The organism is Bacillus sp. FSL W8-1141 (assembly GCF_038593205.1).
Taxonomy (GTDB): Bacteria; Bacillota; Bacilli; order Bacillales; family Bacillaceae; genus Bacillus; species Bacillus altitudinis.
On the sequence record NZ_CP151973.1, the window covers coordinates 2,265,429 to 2,281,599 of the forward strand.

General features: G+C 40.6%; 19 protein-coding genes. 4 read left to right on the forward strand and 15 right to left on the reverse strand.

Translation table 11 applies throughout. The features are described 5' to 3' along the window. Window positions 1-39: 39 nt before the first annotated feature. The 5 genes from NSQ52_RS11565 to rpmG form a co-directional block, all read right to left on the reverse strand. Window positions 40-1,578: a rhomboid family intramembrane serine protease gene (locus NSQ52_RS11565; protein ID WP_338705557.1), complete on the reverse strand. Its 1,539-nt coding sequence runs from the start codon at window positions 1,576-1,578 to the stop codon at window positions 40-42. Window positions 1,579-1,664: 86 nt separating this feature from the next. Further along, window positions 1,665-1,838 carry a hypothetical protein gene (locus NSQ52_RS11570; RefSeq protein WP_017367602.1) on the reverse strand — a complete coding sequence of 58 codons (174 nt, stop codon included), beginning with the start codon at window positions 1,836-1,838 and terminating at the stop codon, window positions 1,665-1,667. Window positions 1,839-1,927: 89 nt separating this feature from the next. Next, window positions 1,928-2,191: a hypothetical protein gene (locus NSQ52_RS11575; RefSeq protein WP_024718832.1), complete on the reverse strand. Its 264-nt coding sequence runs from the start codon at window positions 2,189-2,191 to the stop codon at window positions 1,928-1,930. 85 nt (window positions 2,192-2,276) lie between these two features. Then, window positions 2,277-2,837, reverse strand: a complete 561-nt coding sequence (locus NSQ52_RS11580) for a 5-formyltetrahydrofolate cyclo-ligase (RefSeq protein WP_335364401.1) — start codon at window positions 2,835-2,837, stop codon at window positions 2,277-2,279. 49 nt (window positions 2,838-2,886) lie between these two features. Beyond that, window positions 2,887-3,036: a 50S ribosomal protein L33 gene (rpmG, locus tag NSQ52_RS11585; protein WP_008360061.1), complete on the reverse strand. Its 150-nt coding sequence runs from the start codon at window positions 3,034-3,036 to the stop codon at window positions 2,887-2,889. Between the two features lie 451 nt (window positions 3,037-3,487). On the opposite strand from rpmG, the gene NSQ52_RS11590 reads away from it, so the two are divergent. Further along, on the forward strand, window positions 3,488-3,835 hold the full coding sequence (locus tag NSQ52_RS11590) for a hypothetical protein (RefSeq protein ID WP_003217285.1): 348 nt from the start codon (window positions 3,488-3,490) through the stop codon (window positions 3,833-3,835). Then, the gene (locus NSQ52_RS11595) at window positions 3,832-4,332 is read left to right on the forward strand and encodes an endolytic transglycosylase MltG (protein WP_008342335.1); all 501 of its coding nucleotides are present in this window, start codon (window positions 3,832-3,834) and stop codon (window positions 4,330-4,332) included. The genes NSQ52_RS11590 and NSQ52_RS11595 overlap by 4 nt, the downstream gene beginning before the upstream one ends. A gap of 44 nt (window positions 4,333-4,376) precedes the next feature. Here the strand turns inward: NSQ52_RS11595 and pstB (NSQ52_RS11600) are convergent, their stop codons facing one another. The 9 genes from pstB (NSQ52_RS11600) to NSQ52_RS11640 all read right to left on the reverse strand — a co-directional run bounded on the left by pstB (NSQ52_RS11600) (window position 4,377) and on the right by NSQ52_RS11640 (window position 13,978). Then, window positions 4,377-5,159, reverse strand: a complete 783-nt coding sequence (gene pstB / locus NSQ52_RS11600) for a phosphate ABC transporter ATP-binding protein PstB (protein ID WP_024422991.1) — start codon at window positions 5,157-5,159, stop codon at window positions 4,377-4,379. 15 nt (window positions 5,160-5,174) lie between these two features. After that, window positions 5,175-5,978, reverse strand: coding sequence for a phosphate ABC transporter ATP-binding protein PstB (gene pstB / locus NSQ52_RS11605; RefSeq protein WP_008342339.1), 804 nt, complete (start codon window positions 5,976-5,978; stop codon window positions 5,175-5,177). Window positions 5,979-6,010: 32 nt separating this feature from the next. Beyond that, a complete protein-coding gene (gene pstA, locus NSQ52_RS11610; RefSeq protein ID WP_007501259.1) occupies window positions 6,011-6,895 on the reverse strand; it encodes a phosphate ABC transporter permease PstA in 885 nt (294 codons plus the stop codon). Further along, on the reverse strand, window positions 6,895-7,821 hold the full coding sequence (gene pstC, locus NSQ52_RS11615) for a phosphate ABC transporter permease subunit PstC (protein ID WP_017357999.1): 927 nt from the start codon (window positions 7,819-7,821) through the stop codon (window positions 6,895-6,897). The genes pstA and pstC overlap by 1 nt, the downstream gene beginning before the upstream one ends. A 79-nt stretch (window positions 7,822-7,900) precedes the next feature. Further along, entirely contained in the window at window positions 7,901-8,818 is a 918-nt protein-coding gene (locus NSQ52_RS11620) for a phosphate ABC transporter substrate-binding protein (protein WP_342473351.1), read from the reverse strand. A gap of 214 nt (window positions 8,819-9,032) precedes the next feature. Next, window positions 9,033-11,168, reverse strand: a complete 2,136-nt coding sequence (locus NSQ52_RS11625; RefSeq protein ID WP_035702956.1) for a penicillin-binding protein 2 — start codon at window positions 11,166-11,168, stop codon at window positions 9,033-9,035. A 122-nt stretch (window positions 11,169-11,290) separates the two neighbouring features. Next, the gene (locus NSQ52_RS11630) at window positions 11,291-12,577 is read right to left on the reverse strand and encodes an MFS transporter (protein ID WP_008342348.1); all 1,287 of its coding nucleotides are present in this window, start codon (window positions 12,575-12,577) and stop codon (window positions 11,291-11,293) included. A gap of 123 nt (window positions 12,578-12,700) precedes the next feature. Then, window positions 12,701-13,309: a superoxide dismutase SodA gene (gene sodA / locus NSQ52_RS11635; protein WP_007501264.1), complete on the reverse strand. Its 609-nt coding sequence runs from the start codon at window positions 13,307-13,309 to the stop codon at window positions 12,701-12,703. A 183-nt stretch (window positions 13,310-13,492) separates the two neighbouring features. After that, window positions 13,493-13,978 carry a DUF456 domain-containing protein gene (locus tag NSQ52_RS11640; protein ID WP_007501265.1) on the reverse strand — a complete coding sequence of 162 codons (486 nt, stop codon included), beginning with the start codon at window positions 13,976-13,978 and terminating at the stop codon, window positions 13,493-13,495. A gap of 143 nt (window positions 13,979-14,121) precedes the next feature. Between NSQ52_RS11640 and NSQ52_RS11645 the strand changes: the two genes are divergently transcribed. Further along, window positions 14,122-14,874, forward strand: a complete 753-nt coding sequence (locus tag NSQ52_RS11645; RefSeq protein WP_212359974.1) for a DUF1189 domain-containing protein — start codon at window positions 14,122-14,124, stop codon at window positions 14,872-14,874. A 240-nt stretch (window positions 14,875-15,114) separates the two neighbouring features. Here the strand turns inward: NSQ52_RS11645 and NSQ52_RS11650 are convergent, their stop codons facing one another. Next, complete coding sequence (locus NSQ52_RS11650) at window positions 15,115-15,660, reverse strand: GNAT family protein (protein ID WP_045034379.1); 546 nt, start codon at window positions 15,658-15,660, stop codon at window positions 15,115-15,117. A 190-nt stretch (window positions 15,661-15,850) separates the two neighbouring features. Between NSQ52_RS11650 and NSQ52_RS11655 the strand changes: the two genes are divergently transcribed. Next, a complete protein-coding gene (locus NSQ52_RS11655) occupies window positions 15,851-16,153 on the forward strand; it encodes a hypothetical protein (protein ID WP_007501268.1) in 303 nt (100 codons plus the stop codon). Window positions 16,154-16,171: the final 18 nt, after the last annotated feature.

A 16,171-nucleotide genomic window follows, 5' to 3' on the forward strand; every position in this document is an offset into this window, starting at 1 on the left:
GGATAAGCGTATTCATAAATACGCTTTCAGTCAAGTCATTCAACGTGTTTGAGTGTTTTCAATATATTGTTTCAACTTTAAAAATTGGTCATTTTGCGGATCTTGTTTTAATGCTTTTTCGATGAAGTCGTCTGCTTCCGCTGTCTCGCCTTTTTCTACATACAACAACGATAAGTGATACAATTTATTCGGCTCATTTGGATCTTTTTCAAGCGACTTTTGCAAATACTCAATGGCCTTGTCAAGATGTCCAAGCTGCGCTTCGGAAAGCGCATATATATGAAGTGCTTCAGCTGAGGCATCCTTTTGCTTTACATATTCCTCTAGACGCTGACTTGCTTCGCTATAGTTCTTTTCATCAAATAAACTCGCTGCCTCGCTAGTTGCCGCCGCTTCTTTTTGATCGTCTGAATGAAACCCTGTATACAATCCAAAGCCGCCAATAAGGAGGAGAAGAAAACTAGCAAGAAGCATTTTGACAGGCTGAAACTGTTTAGGAAGACGGACCGCTAAAGCGGCTAAAAATCCCCCAGCGAGCCCCCCAAGATGCCCTGCATTATCAATCCCTGATACAGTGAAACCTATCCCTAAATTGATGAGGATAATCACGATAATATTTGTCCCCATTGTACGAAAGAAGAGCTTCCGGTTAGAGATCGCTAAATATAGCAATGCGCCTAAACAGCCAAAGATCGCACCTGATGCTCCTGCTGCGATGGCTGTATTAAACACAAAGCTCGCTATGGAGCCAAAGATGCCGGAAACTAAATAAATCAGCAAAAATCTTCCCGAACCATAAATTCTCTCAACAGCCGCTCCAACGGACCAAAGAGCAAATGTATTAAAGAGTAAATGCGTCAAACCAATGTGTAAAAACATAGGTGTCACAAAACGCCACCATTCACCCTCTAAAATCAGCACATTATTTTTCGCACCGAATGCTGTTAAAGTGGCTGTATTGGTACTTCCACCAGATAATTCAAGTAAAAGAAACATCACCACTTGAACTGCGATTAACAAGTAGGTAAAAATCGGTCTGCCATTTTGAAAAACGGCCCGTTCTTGTTCACGTTGCTTTTCCTGATCTTGAAATGCCTGAAGCACGTTCATTTTAAGCTGCATTACATCTTCGGCTGTATCTGCCTTCGCCTCTTCTACATCAATCGAGAGTGATGTATTCAGCCATTTTTGCAGCTCGTGTCCATCGTTTTGAAGGGTTTCTTCATTCAGTAAAACAGGTGTCACCATCACCTTTTGTTGTTTTTGCGGTTGACCGTTTATGTCTTCCCAATCATCTACTGGATGATCAGCTGTAAATTGTAGCTGCAGGAGATGAAGAGAACGTTTACGCATGGCTTCTCTCAACTGATTCATCCGAAAGGCCTGCTCTTCCATATCTCGAACGATCTCCTGTCTAAAATTCACATCTCTTCTATAGAGACGGATGAGATCATATCCTGAGTTTCGTGGTGCTTCAAAAAAGATTTCATCTTCTGGGTACGGACTTTGAATCATCTCGTATCCTTTTTGTCTGAGTTCATCAATCACTCGCCAAAATAGACTATCTATAACATTCATTCATTCGCGCTCCATTTTTTACATTATTATAGCAAGAATTACTCTTATACGCATTTCTCAACAAAAAAATCCCGGCTTTTGCGGGATTAGAATGCTTGGCGAATAAATTTCGTCCGAAAATATGGGATTTTCATCAGCCATTTAATAAAAAAGTGACGCACTTGGTTTTGCCCTAAGATCAAATTCATGAGCCGATAACGATTTTGCACAAGAACGAATGCAAACAGTGTGAACACAATGCTCCAAATCATTTTATTCATCATATTCCCTCCTATGTTCGTATCGTGGCTTAAATAGGATTTGTTTATGCATAAACCATCATTTTTATCTCTTACCATGCGATCTACTTTCACACTCTAATCCCTTGTTCTTTTGATTGAATATAATAGACCTCTTCACACTCTGATTGATCATAAGAAACGTCAAATTGATGAAGGGCGATTAAATCTTTGAACGCTTTGATATGCTCTCTTCTTATTTTTCCGACTCCAAAAAAATCAAGGTGTGTATGCCAAAAATAAACCCATGAATCATGTTCGAGTTGTAAGTCAAAAGTATTCACTTCCTCCCACAAATTACGGAAGTATCTTTTCTTTCCTCGAAATTTTTTCAATATATGCCTCCTGCTAGCTAAAATGCCATGAGCTAATGAAACGATCTCAACACAAAAAGCCCGTTTTTGGACAATGAGCGGGCTTTCACTTTTGATATAACGTACCTTTTTCACTGACAATCATAGACACCGGTATGTCGTGCGCTTCAGCCGGAATATGCCTCGTCTGCTGTAAAGACAAACAAAGGGCAATGGTTCCCCCGTGGTAGTCCGCTAAGTAGCGATCATAATAGCCCCCACCAAACCCAATCCGGTAACCACGTTGATCGAAGCACACCCCAGGGACAATGATCAAATCAATGGCTTCTTTATGTACAGCTGTAGACTCAAGAGGGTCTGGCTCCAATAGCCCAAAGTAGCTGGATGTCATCTTTGTTTCAGGTGTATATTCATAAAACACCATCTCTTTTGTTTTCGGAAAACAGGTGGGAATACAAACTGTTTTTCCTTCTTCCCACGCTTTTTCAATCAGAGGCATTGTCGGTATTTCTTTTCCCCTAGACATAGTCAAAGCAATCGTTTTCGCCTGTTTCCATTCTGACAGCTGCAACACGTGTTCATGAAGTAGAGAAGCGTGGCGATTGAACTCATCAGCGCTTATCTGATCAAGCATGGCTAATGTTTGAAGGCGGAGCTCCTTTTTCATACAGGTTCATCTCCCATCATAAAAAAACAGCAGGAAAATTCCCTGCTGCTTACTTTGTTTCACGATGTAAAGTTTGTTTTTTATCACGTGAGCAATACTTTTTGAATTCAACGCGATCTGGATTGTTTCGCTTATTCTTTTTAGTAATATAGTTACGCTCACCGCATTCAGTGCAAGCTAGAGTAATATTTACGCGCATGTTTTTCCCTCCAAACTAAAATCAATTCACATTCAGACCTAACTATAATACCACTTCTAGCTAAGGAATGCTAGAATGTTTTTTCACCAATTTCATTTTTCAATGCATTCCACCTGCATCCTGATCCATATTGTCTGGTCATGTGATGAAAAATCGCCTTCTCCCCTATAAAAACACGTTCTTTGTCGTACTGTATACATGAGAACCCCCTCTTTGTTCCACAGCTTTTTTTCATCTGATCCGTCTTCTTTTATTTTAACAGCGGGCAAGGTTTTCATACTTGGTTTCCCTATAAAAAGAAAAATGATGAAAAAAAGGTGATTTTTTCAGCAATTCCTTTTGAAACTAGCTTTTTTATGGTATAAAAAAGAAGGGTCGAAAACTGTCTGAAACAATCATGAGAGCCTTTTTTGGCTTTCAGCATTAAAATATGAATAAAAGGTGATGAAACATGGAAATTGCAATTATCGGATTGCTTGTTGTCAGTATTGTACTGATCGCATTCTCATATTTTCAAAGAGAGCCGATTAAAGAAGTCGAACAGGAACTTGAAACACTTCAACTATCTGCAATGCAAGAAATCTATAAACTGAAAAAGAAAATGAAGGTTCTTGAAGAAGAATTGCTTGAAACAAACATCGTTGTCCGCAAGCATTCAGAAATTGATCCATCTATTGCAAGACAAATCATTTCAAAGCATCAAAATGGCATGTCTCCTGAGGCGATTGCGCGCGCTGAGCATGTATCTGTAGAAGATGTGAACATGATCATTAAAGACAACGAGAGGGTGCTTGTATGACGAAAAAAAGCATCCAAACGTTTGCAGCAGGTATGATTCTTGCAACTGGTGTTCTGGCGATCGTCTTTTTCCTTACTGGAAAAGATGAAGCGGCAGCTGATTCTACAACAAAAGAAACCCTCGCAGCGAAAGTGACAGACACTGACGTGAAAAATTACTTAGACTCTAAAAAAGAAGTCTCCGTCAGCCGTGAAACATATCAACAACTTCTTGATTATAAAGAAAAAGCGCTGAAAGCAAATGAAGACGGCGATTCTCAGAACGATAAACAAACAACGGACAAACCAAAAGGCAAAACGGTTAAATTCGTGATTAAAAACGGTATGAGCACAAGTGATGTTTCAGACATGCTTGAAAAGGACGGAATCATCAACTCGTCTAAAGATTTTAATGATTACGTGATAGACGCAGGCTACCATAAAGAAATTCGTGCCGGCAAATTCAATTTAAAAACAGGTATGACATTTAAACAAATTGTCAAAGCCTTAACAAAATAACATCAAAAACCCCCTGGCGGCATTGACCTCCAGGGGGTTTTTGATTATCCAAATCGTCCTGATATATAATCATTTGTTCTTTGATCATTTGGCTCTGAGAACATCACATTCGTATCATTGACCTCAACAAGCTCGCCCATCAAAAAGAACGCTGTTCGGTCTGATACCCTTGCCGCTTGCTGCATATTATGCGTCACAATGGCAATCGTATATTTCTCTTTCAGTTTCATGATTAATTCTTCAATCTTTAATGTTGAAACAGGATCAAGCGCAGATGTTGGTTCATCCATTAATAGAATATCCGGGCTTGTGGCAATGGCTCTTGCGATACAAAGACGCTGCTGCTGACCGCCGGAAAGACCTAATGCAGGCGCATTTAATCGATCTTTCACTTCATCCCAAAGGGCAACATCACGAAGCGCTTTTTCAGCGATTTCTTTCAATTGCTGCTTGCTCTTCACCCCGTGAATTCTTGGCCCGTAGACGACATTATCAAAGATAGATTGAGGGAATGGGTTTCCTTTTTGAAAGACCATCCCGACGTTTTTACGCAGTTCCACTAGATCGACACGGCCTTTTAAAATATTGTCACCGTTATACATCATATCCCCGGTGATTTTCACACCTGGCACTGTTTTGACCATGAGATTTAAGGTCTTTATAAATGTTGACTTTCCGCAGCCGGACGGACCGATAATCGCTGTGACCTCATGCTCTTTAATGTCTAAATCAATATGCTTCAGTGCGTGATGCTGTCCGTACCAAAGGTTCATATCATTCACACGAAACACTTCTTTTTTGGCTGTTTCAGTTGCTACTGCATTCATCAAAATCCACCCGCCTTATCCGAATCGACCATTAATATAGTCTTCTGTTTTTTGCTGCGCAGGACGTGTAAAGATACGTTCAGTCGCATCGTATTCCACTAGATCACCGTTCAGGAAAAAGGCTGTATGATCAGATACACGTAACGCTTGCTGCATATTGTGTGTGACAATGACAATCGAATAATCATGTTTTAATTCCGATAATAGTTCTTCAATTTTTGCATTTGAGATCGGGTCTAAGGCAGAAGCCGGTTCATCTAATAAAAGCACGCTAGGTTTCATCGCAAGGGTACGTGCAATACAGAGGCGCTGCTGCTGGCCGCCTGATAATGATAAAGCAGAGCGGTGCAAGCGATCTTTGACCTCATCCCATAGCGCTGCCTTTGTTAAGCTTTCTTCTACGGCATCATCAAGCACTGATTTCCTTTTTTCACCCGCATATTTTAGCGCATGCGTAATGTTGTTGTAGATAGATTTAGGAAATGGATTTGGCTTTTGGAAGACCATCCCGATTTCTCTTCTTAAATTCACCACATTAATACGGTCATCCAAAATATTTAACCCTTCGTACATGATCGCCCCTTCACTTCGTGCACCTGGAATTAGGTCGTTCATGCGGTTAATGCTGCGTAAAAAAGTCGATTTTCCGCACCCTGATGGGCCGATTAATGCAGTAATTGCATTTTTTTCAATTTCAAATGAAATTTGATTGACTGCTCTTTTTTCACCATAATAAATACTTAAATCCTGCACCTGTAGAATCTGTTCCGCTTGAAGTGGAGCCTTTTTTGCTGCAATCTCTTTTTTTTCTGCTAGCATTTGAACCATATCCCCTTCACACCTCTCACTATTTATTTTGACGTAAGCTTCTTATGAATAAATGAACCAAGCCATCTAGCTGCTAAGTTGAATACTAATACAGAGAGCACAAGTACGGCTGATGCACCATTTGCAATGGCCTCTGCATCTGGAATAATCCCCTGTGTATTGACGTTCCATATATGAACGGCTAATGTTTCTGCCGGTCTAAAAATATTGAGTGGTGACGTATCGGAGAAAGGACTCCAGTTTGTAAAATCAAGACGCGGTGTTGAAAGACCTGCTGTGAAAAGAAGAGCAGCCGCCTCACCGAAAACTCTTCCCGATGCTAAAATTGCTCCAGTTATAATGGATGGAATCGCACCTGGGATCAGAACCGTCTTCACTGTATGCCACTTTGTCACACCGAGCGCAAGCGATGCTTCCTTTTGATCCTTCGGTACAGATCGAAGTGCATCTTCTGTCACCCTGACCATCACTGGCAGGTTAAAGACAGTCAGCGCAAGGGCTCCTCCGATAATCGTATAGCCCCATCCTGTTAAATTAACAAACATCAGCAAACCAAACATACCGATGACGATCGATGGCAGAGAGGATAACACTTCAATACATGTACGAATAAAATCGGTTACTTTGTTTTGAGGTGCATATTCTGCCATGTACACCCCGCCGCCCACGCCAAGAGGCACGGTAAACAGCATCGTAATAAATAGAATGTAAAACGAGTTAAACAGCTGATCCCTAATACCGCCACCAGAGCCAATCGCACTTGAGCGGGTAGTCAAAAAGTCAAAATTTAATTCTTTGGCACCGTTGAAGATGATATAAGAAAACAAGCCAACAAGTATCGCCGTGATAATGGCGGCACATAATCCAAAAACGATTGTGGCAAAACGATCGGTCATTTTGCTATTCATTAAATCTTCCTCCTAGATGACAAGTATCTGATAATGAGTATGAACATAAATGATACAACTAGAAGGACAAGTCCCATTGACCAAAGTGTATTGTTTTCAACACTTCCATACGTTGTATGTCCCATGTTTAACGTAATAATGGTTGTTAATGTACCAGCTGTGTCCATAATACTTTCTGGTAGATTACGCGTGTTTCCAATGACCATCTGAACGGCAAGGGCTTCTCCAAATGCTCTTGCCATTCCAAGCACGACTGCTGTCATTAATGTCGGAAGCGCTGCAGGTACAAGAACACGTCTGATCGTTTGCCATCTTGTTGCGCCTAATGCATACGATCCCTCACGTAAACTTTTTGGAAGTGAAGCCATTGCGTCAGTTGCAATGGATGTAACAGTCGGCAAAATCATAATAGAAAGGACAATCGTTCCTGCTAAAACACTGTGCCCTGAACCGCTTGACTTAAAATGTCCAATAAACGGCACCAATACTGTAAGACCTATGAATCCGTAAACAACGGATGGAATCCCTACAAGCAGTTCAATCACTGGCTGGAGAATTTTCCGTCCCCATGCAGGTGCAATTTCTGTCATAAAGATCGCTCCTGCGATGCCTAGCGGTGCTGCTATGAGTGCTGATAGAAGCGTGACAGCGATTGATCCAAAGATAAATGGAAATGCGCCGTATTGCGGATTTTCTGCTGTAGGGTTCCAATTGATACTGGTTAAGAACTCAATTGGGCTTACACCATTTACGATGAAAGATTGTAAACCCTTAATGCCAAGGAAGATTGTGATGGCAATTGATACAGCAATCATTAAGAATGCGCAAAATTTCACCAAAATACTTCCTCTTACTTCATCCATTTGCCTATTTTTTTTCGAGCTGATCAGTCGATCGCTCGCTTCTGTATGTTCTATCTGTTTCATCTTTTTCTACACTCCTATGAATGTCATAAAAGGAAAAGTGAAAAGCTCCACTTTTCCTTCATCATCAATTCAAGACCTTTTACTTATCTGTTTGTTTGCCTGTTGCGTCTCTTTCTACTTTCATATTAGAGACTGAGATGTAGCCTTGGTCTTTAACGATTTCTTTTTGTACTTCGTCACTCATCAAGTAATCTAAAAATTGTTTTGCTAAACCTTCTGGCTCACCTTTTGTATAAGAGTGCTCGTATGCCCAAATTGTATATTTACCGCTTTCTACATTGCTTTCTTCTGGTTTCACACCATCAATGCTAAGCGATGTAATTTTGTCATCTGTTAAATAAGAGAATGCTAGGTACCCAATCGCACCTGGTGTTTCTGCAATCAATTTTTTCACTGTGTTTGAAGAATCCTCTGTGATTCCTTCTGCAGGTGTCGCGCCGTCAAGTGCATATTTCACAAATGTTGCACGAGTTCCTGATGAGTCTGGTCTGTTCACAAGTGTGATTTTTTGGTCTTTCCCGCCAAGCTCTTTCCAGTTTTTGATTTTACCAGTGAAGATTTTTTTCAATTCGTCCTTTGTGATGTCTTTGACACCAACTTCAGGGTTAACAGCTGCCGCCATTCCAACAACTGCTACTTTGTGGTCTTTTAAAGCTTTTGCGTCGATTCCGTCTTTCTCTTCTGCGAATACATCTGAGTTCCCAATTTGTACAGATCCTTCTGATACTTGAGAAAGTCCTGTTCCTGAACCGCCGGCTTGTACTTGAATATCGGCTTTTGGATGTTTATCCATGAATTTTTCTGCTGCCGCAAGAACTAAAGGCTGCATCGCAGATGATCCTGAGATGGTAATGGAACCTGATGCCTCATCTTTGTTTGAAGCATTTCCTTTACTGTCTTTTGAATCTCCGCTTGAGCTGCTGTTTCCGCATGCTGTGACGAATGCTAACAATGCGATAGTAAGGAAAGTAAGCAGCCATAATTTGTTCTTTTTCATTTCAAGAATACCCCCTGAATAATTTGTCCTACGAGTAATACATTAAAGGTTCTTTATTAATTTCGTTTAAATGGAATGTTAAGGTTTTGTAAATGTCGAAGATTTGTAGAGAAATTGCGGGGTTTTTTATGATTTTTGTCAATTTATATCGAAAAGTTTGAAGAAAATATAAAAAAACGCCCACAAAAAGTGAGCGTTTTTACCTAGAAAAGGTCTAGTTATTTGTTTCTGCTTCATTTTCAATTTTGTTTTTGTTCTTCGCTTGTGTATCATTGCTTTCCTGTTTTGATTTCAGTTCAAAGTACTTGTCTAATACTTGTTCACCAATATCATTTGTAATCGGATAGCGCTGGTTGTAATCTTGATACACCCAAGGCACGACAACTGAAATCGCTACTTCTGGATTATCAGCAGGCGCATACGCAACAAGTGTTGTGTTATACGTTGGTGTGCCGCGTTTACTTTTAATCGGGCCGTCATAGAATGATTGAGCGGTCCCTGTTTTGCCAGCTGGATTGTATTTTTTGTTGCCAAAGTTCGAATATGCTGTCCCTCTTGGGTTCTGCATCACAAGCTTGAATCCTTGCTGTACGCGTTTGATCTCATCACTTGTCATATCGAGCTTATTCAGTACATCCGGCTTGACGGACTCTGTTACAGCCCCAATGCCTCTTTGCGGATCTGGCTCTCTCACTTCTTTTACGAGCTGAGGACGTAAACGATAGCCGCCATTGGCAATCGTAGAAACGTATTGCGCCATTTGCAGCGGTGTAAACGTGTCATATTGTCCAATCGCATAGTCAAGTAAGAGACCGGATTGTGTAGACGTTCCACGATAGCCAGTTGCTTCGTTTGGCAGGTCAATACCTGTCTCCACTCCAAGACCAAATTTACTAAAATTGTAACGGAACGTATCAAACGCCTTTGTATCAATTGGGAGCGGCTGATTCTTACGATATTCCCCTTTCCCAATTGCAATCGCTGTTTTAAACATATACACGTTTGATGAACGTTCTAGTGCGGTTAAATCATTAATGAGTCCCATATTTTGATAGGATTTTTTCGGCGGTGACTGAGCGATATAGAGCGGTTCATCGTATTGGGTGCTTCCAATGTGAAGGACGCCTGTTTTATAACCTGTCAGTACCGTTGCCCCTTTTACTGCTGATCCCATCGCATATGATGATGTCATCGTTCCTAGTGCATAGTCATCAAATTTGTATGTCCCATTCTTATTGGTAATCTGTTTACCCGCAATCGAGAGCACTTCCCCATTTCTCGGGTCCATCATGACAACAAACGCACGATCAAGAAGTTCTGTGCCGCCTCTTTGCTTCGCACTTTTCAAGTTCTTTTCGATGATTTTTTCCACCGCTTTTTGCAGCTGAATATCAATCGTCAGCACAAGGTCTTTTCCGCTCTTTCCTTCTGTTAACACTTTAGAGCTTGTGACATTGCCTTCTTTATCCGTTGTACTTTGTTCTTTTTCTTTTTGACCTTGCAGGACATCTTCATATTGATATTCAAGATAGCTTTTTCCTACACGATCATTTCGGCTGTAGCCGAGTGATAGATAATGTTCAAGCAGTGACGACGGAAGACCTTCATCACTTGAAGACACACTGCCGAGCATACTGCGGAGCAGTCCTTTATAAGGATAGCTGCGTGACCAGTCTGTTGTGACATCTACACCTGGCAGCTCGTCCAAATGCTCAGAGACGTAAGCAATTTCACTTGGTTTAACATCTTCGTTTTTAATGAATTGAGGCGTAAGTGCATAGCCTGCATCCATTTGTCTTTTAATCGCAAGCACTTGCAAATCTTTTTTCGTCAGTTGATTTAATTCCTTGTCTGTGATGCGTTTCAGCTGGAGCTCGTATAGTTTATCATCAGAGACCTTTTCGTCACCCTTTAAATCGGCTTCTTTTTGAACAAGCTTTTTCGCTTCATTCGGATGGGTTAAGATCCAGAAATCTTTTTTATCACGATCTGTGATTTTCTTCGTACTTACATGAATCATATCTGCTAATTTTGTTGCCACTTTGAGCCGCTCTTCTTGTGAAGTCGTCGAGGTTCTCGTATATGTAATGGCATTTAGCGCTTTATTGCTGACAATCGTGTTATAGTTTCGATCATAAATTTTTCCGCGCGGAGCAGATGAGCTGACATTTACGTCTTCTTGTTTTTCTGCCTGCTTTTTATAATCTTCTCCATTCACAATCTGCACAAAACCGAGTCTGACCACAACACCGGTAAAAATAATAAACGCAGCTAAAAATAATAAATTCAGCCGGATCGGAAGTGTTTTGCGCCCTTCCTTCGCGTCTTTTTTGTTTTTCTTGTTTCTCATCACATCACCTTTTCTATCAAGAAAGAAATGGCACCCCTTTTTGTGTATAAAAGGTGCCATCATCATTTTAGCGGTTTTTCTATCATTTATCTAGAAATTTGATGTTCCATTGGTAAGAAATTTTACCTTTCTCCCTTCATAAGGTTCGTTTGAGAAACAGGCTTTTGACCGTCAGCCTCTTCTATATCAGCTGTTTTCTCTTTTAAATGAATGTCCTTTACAAAATAATAAATAAGGGTGTGCCCCGCTCCGAGTACGACAAGTGAAGCAGGAATCCCAAGCCGATCGCCCAGTAAGGTGACAGATAAAAGAAAAAAGACAATCGAACAAATACGCCCTGCATTTAAAAATAGTTCTCTGACGACAATATATTCAATTCGGGCTTTTCTTGCATATCTGGCATGACCGATGACATCGTAAGTTAAAGAGACATACGGAACAAGCAGAAGCGGGTAGCCGATCGCAATGGCTACTGCGTACATAAGCAGTGATACATAGGACAAGTGAAAGACGATTAAAAATAAAGCGCCGTATAAAATAAGCCCGCCAAACATAATCGCTTTTTTGCGCCATTTTTTCTTAATCAAACGGGTAGCAAAGAAATAGGCAAAAAAGGCAACACCTGAATTGACTAGACCAAATGTGCCTAAAGCAAGCTCACTGTTTGTTGCAATAAACACAAAGACACTTATTAAAAAGACAAACACGCCTTCACGGAGCCCCTGAAAAAAGTGAGCAGTTGTGATCTTACGCCAATTCTCGTCCGCATGGCGCTCTTTCCAAATTTGCTTAATGATAAATTTTCCTTTTGATTGTCTCCTCTTGAGGAAAAAACTCATCACAACCGCTAGTGAAAACAAAAAAAGCGATAAAGTGAAAATCACTGTATAGCCAGTATCATCCGTTAATTGAGAAATCACAATTCCTGCAATGAGCGGCCCGATCATACCGGCTGTAGAGGTAAGCACTCCTAAAAATCCATTAAAGAAATCCCTTGTTTCAGGTTCAGTAATCTCAAAAGTGAGCACGTTAAAGGCAAGCCAGTAAAAACCATAGCCGATTCCAAGCACACTGCCTAATAACACGAGCCGAGCTGCCGCTTGCTCTCCTGCCATGAGAACAATTAAGTAAAAAGCGGCTAAGAAGATGACACCGAAACGAAGGACAAATGCACGATCTATTTTTTTAGCGAGCCGACCAGCAAATAAAAAGGTAATGGGCTGAAGGACAACTATCGCCAAGTTATAAATCGCAAGGTCTGTAAATCGCCCAGACTGTTTCCATAAATACACGTTCACAAACGTATTCGAAAGCGCAATCGCAAGTGCGTATAATCCGCCAATCGTGAGGAGGAGCAATAAATCTCTTGTGACATCCATATCCCCGAACATTTTCTTTAATCTGCTCATATCATTCATTCTCCTTTTCTACACAATAGTCTGTCTCATCAAAAGGCAGATATGTAAAAAAAGGAGGGAAAATATAAAAAGACCCGCTCTCAGAGAGAAGCAGGTCTTTTCAAATCAAATCATTTATTTAGCTTCGCTGTAAAGGCGAGCCACTTCATCCCAGTTCACAACATTCCAGAATGCTGAAATGTAATCAGGACGACGGTTTTGGTAGTTTAGGTAGTAAGCATGCTCCCAAACGTCTAGTCCTAGGATTGGTGTTTTTCCTTCAGTTAAAGGAGAATCTTGGTTTGGTGTGCTTGTGATTTCAAGTTTGCCATTGTTCACAACAAGCCATGCCCAACCAGAACCAAAGCGTCCTGCAGCTGCTGCAGCGAAATCAGATTTGAATTTTTCAAATCCGCCTAATTCTTTTTCGATCGCATCTGCAAGTTCACCAGTTGGTGCGCCGCCACCGTTTGGTGAAAGAAGCGTCCAGAATAATGAGTGGTTCGCATGTCCTCCGCCATTGTTACGTACAGCTGTACGAATGTTTTCAGGCACAGAGTTCAAGTTAGCCACTAGCTCTTCAATTGATTGATCTTCAAGAGCTGATACACCTTCGATTGCTTTGTTTAAGTTTGTTACATAAGTGTTATGGTGTTTTGTGTGGTGAATCGTCATTGTTTCCTTGTCAATATGTGGTTCTAATGCATCGTAAGCATATGGTAATTCTGGAAGTTTAAAAGCCATGGTTAAATTCCTCCTTAGAAATGTATGTACTGAAATGCTTCCTTAGTAAGCAAGCAATTCACCCTAATCAAAGAGTATCAAAAGAAACGGCTTGTTTCAACGTTATTGCTCATGATCTGAAACATTTCAGTGTTTATTTTGTATTTAACCCTTCAGAAAGAGTGTTAAACACCGATTTTCCATTTAGCGAAGCACATAAAACAAAAAGATTCCCAGCATCAGTGCTTGAATCAACCCTTTTGCAAATACGCCTGACACAAAACCAATTAATGAGCCAAGCCCAACTTTCACACTTGTCTTCAGATCTTTTTGATGAACGAGCAGCTCTGCGATGACACTGCCGATAAATGGACCAATGATAATTCCAGCAATCGGAATCACAAAAGGACCGGCTAAAAGCCCAATGGTACTTCCCCAAATGGCCGCCCGGCTGCCGCCAAAGCGTTTCACCCCAATCAGATTGGAGACATAATCCGCGGCAAATAACACAGCTGTAAACATGGCTTGAATGAGCCAAAAGGTGAGCGTCAATTTCTCAAAGCTAAAAAAGAGCCCATATAAAATAAACCCAAGAACCATAAAAACCACACTAGGAATGATTGGATAGACAAGTCCCACAAACGCAATGATAAATGCACAGCCGATCAAAATCCAATACAGCACGTCCAATCCGCTGCCGCCTCCTTTTTATATGCTGTATACATTATGCCTCATTCCTTCTATCTTAACCAGTAATGAAGGCCGTACTTGTACTGGATGGATAGACATTGATACAATGTGAGAAATAGAAAAGAATGTAGGAAGTGAATCGGTTGAACGTATTTAGTTTATTGTTAAAAGGAATTTATTCACCAAAAGATATTGCCAGAGCTCGTTTTACTGGGATTGGAAAGGCCATTTTATTCATCTTTATCCTTTCGATCATCGCAGCTGTCCCCCAGGGCTATCATATGAGCCAAGAGATTTCAAATGCGATGTCAGGATTTCAACATGTGATTAAAAAAGATTTACCCGACTTTTCCATTGAAAAAGGAACGCTTCAAGCGGATCAAAGCACGCCGATCGAAAAAGAAGAAAATGGCATCACGATTATCTTTGATCCCAATGACAAAATAAAATCAAGTGAGCTTGAATCAAAACAAACAGCCATTGCGTTATTGAAAGAAAAAGCAGTGATTGCCATTGACGGACAAATGACAGATATTCCATACCAGCTGCTTGGCGGAACACTCACAAAAGATGAACTTGCCAGCGTCACAAACCAGAATCAAGCGATCATTATCCCTGTCATTTGTGTCCTGCTGTACCTATCTACTGCTGCTCTCATGTTCATCAGCGCAACATTCCTAGCCATGCTTGGCACATTTATTAAACGAATGCAGCAAAAAGAGCTGTCCTTTCAAATGCTTTGGAAGCTCTCTGCCTATTCACTCACATTAACAACCGTCTTTTTCGCCATCATGAGTGCATTAAACACGCCGGTTGCGAACTCATTTTTATTAAATTGGGTGATTAACTTTATTTTCTTATATCTTGTCGTTAAAGAAATACCTGCAAAAAAATAAGCTCTCTCATTTTGAGGAGCTTTCAGATTGTTGACAAAGGGCTAAAATGTTGTTGATTTTAGCCCTTTGTCTTCTTTTCAGCGTGATAGAAAACCTTTGCAGTCTAGGAAGGACAGCTACTTGCGCGGAGCGAATTTGTCATTCGTGAGTACCAGCGCGCAAGACTGACAAAGAATGCGAGGGTTTGTCTACACTCTGTAAGCTCCCTCATTTTGGGGAGCTTTTTTATTTGTTTTGACCCTATGACTCATCTGGATGGATGATCGCAAACAAATAGTGATCCTCCCACTTATCATTGATCTTTACTTTTTTACGATGAAGTCCCTCATTTTCAAACCCTGTCTTCTCAAGCACACGAATGGAACCAATGTTAGATGGTTTTACGCCAGCCTCAATACGGTGAAGGTACAGTTCATAAAAGGCATAATCGATAATCAAACGAATCGCCTCTGTCATATACCCCTTCCCACCTTGCTTTTCATCAAGTACATATCCAAGCAAAGCCCCTTGAATCGGTCCTCTTTCAACAGAATTGAGTGAGATCGTTCCAATTAATGCATCTGTTTCATTTAAGAAAATACCGTGCATATAGGCTTCATCTTTTGCACGCCTTTGCATACTGCGGTTAATCCGTTCCTTTTGACGAGGTACAGTAAAAAAATCATCCTGAACCAAAGGAGTAAATTGCTGAAAATAAGTGCGGTTTTCTCGTTCAAGTGTTAATAGTGCTTCTGCATCACTTTCTGTTAGTGTTCTTACATATATATGCTGACTGATTTTCTTCATATACTCTCCCCCTGTTTTGATTTTATCATAATAAAGAAAGGGCTTAAGATTGCTTTTTCCAAACTTTTTTCACTTACAAGTCATACTAGGACTCACTAGAACCACCCTTCCTAGCTTTTCCACTCTTTTTTGTTCTATCAACTCAGGGACATGCATAATCTGAAGTAAACTCTTAAAAGCGGTGAGTAAAATGCGGCGAATTATTTTTTTACTAGTCAGTTTGTTTGTCCTCTTTATTATCTTTTTTGATTTAAAAAATGGAACGATCCCCGTTCAGGAAGGCCCTGCTGTTCCCGCCAGCGCCTTTCAAACAGCTGAAAAACAGGCATATAAAACTGTCACTGTTAAACAAGGACAAACCGTCGTCTCTATCGTGCATACAAGTAAGCCATTAGATGAAGTGATCGAAGACTTTGAAGCACTGAATCAAGGCGTCAAAGCGAACGAAATTCGGGCAGGCAGCACATACAAGTTTCCGGTCTATAAGAGATAAAACGTTAATTCCTTGTCA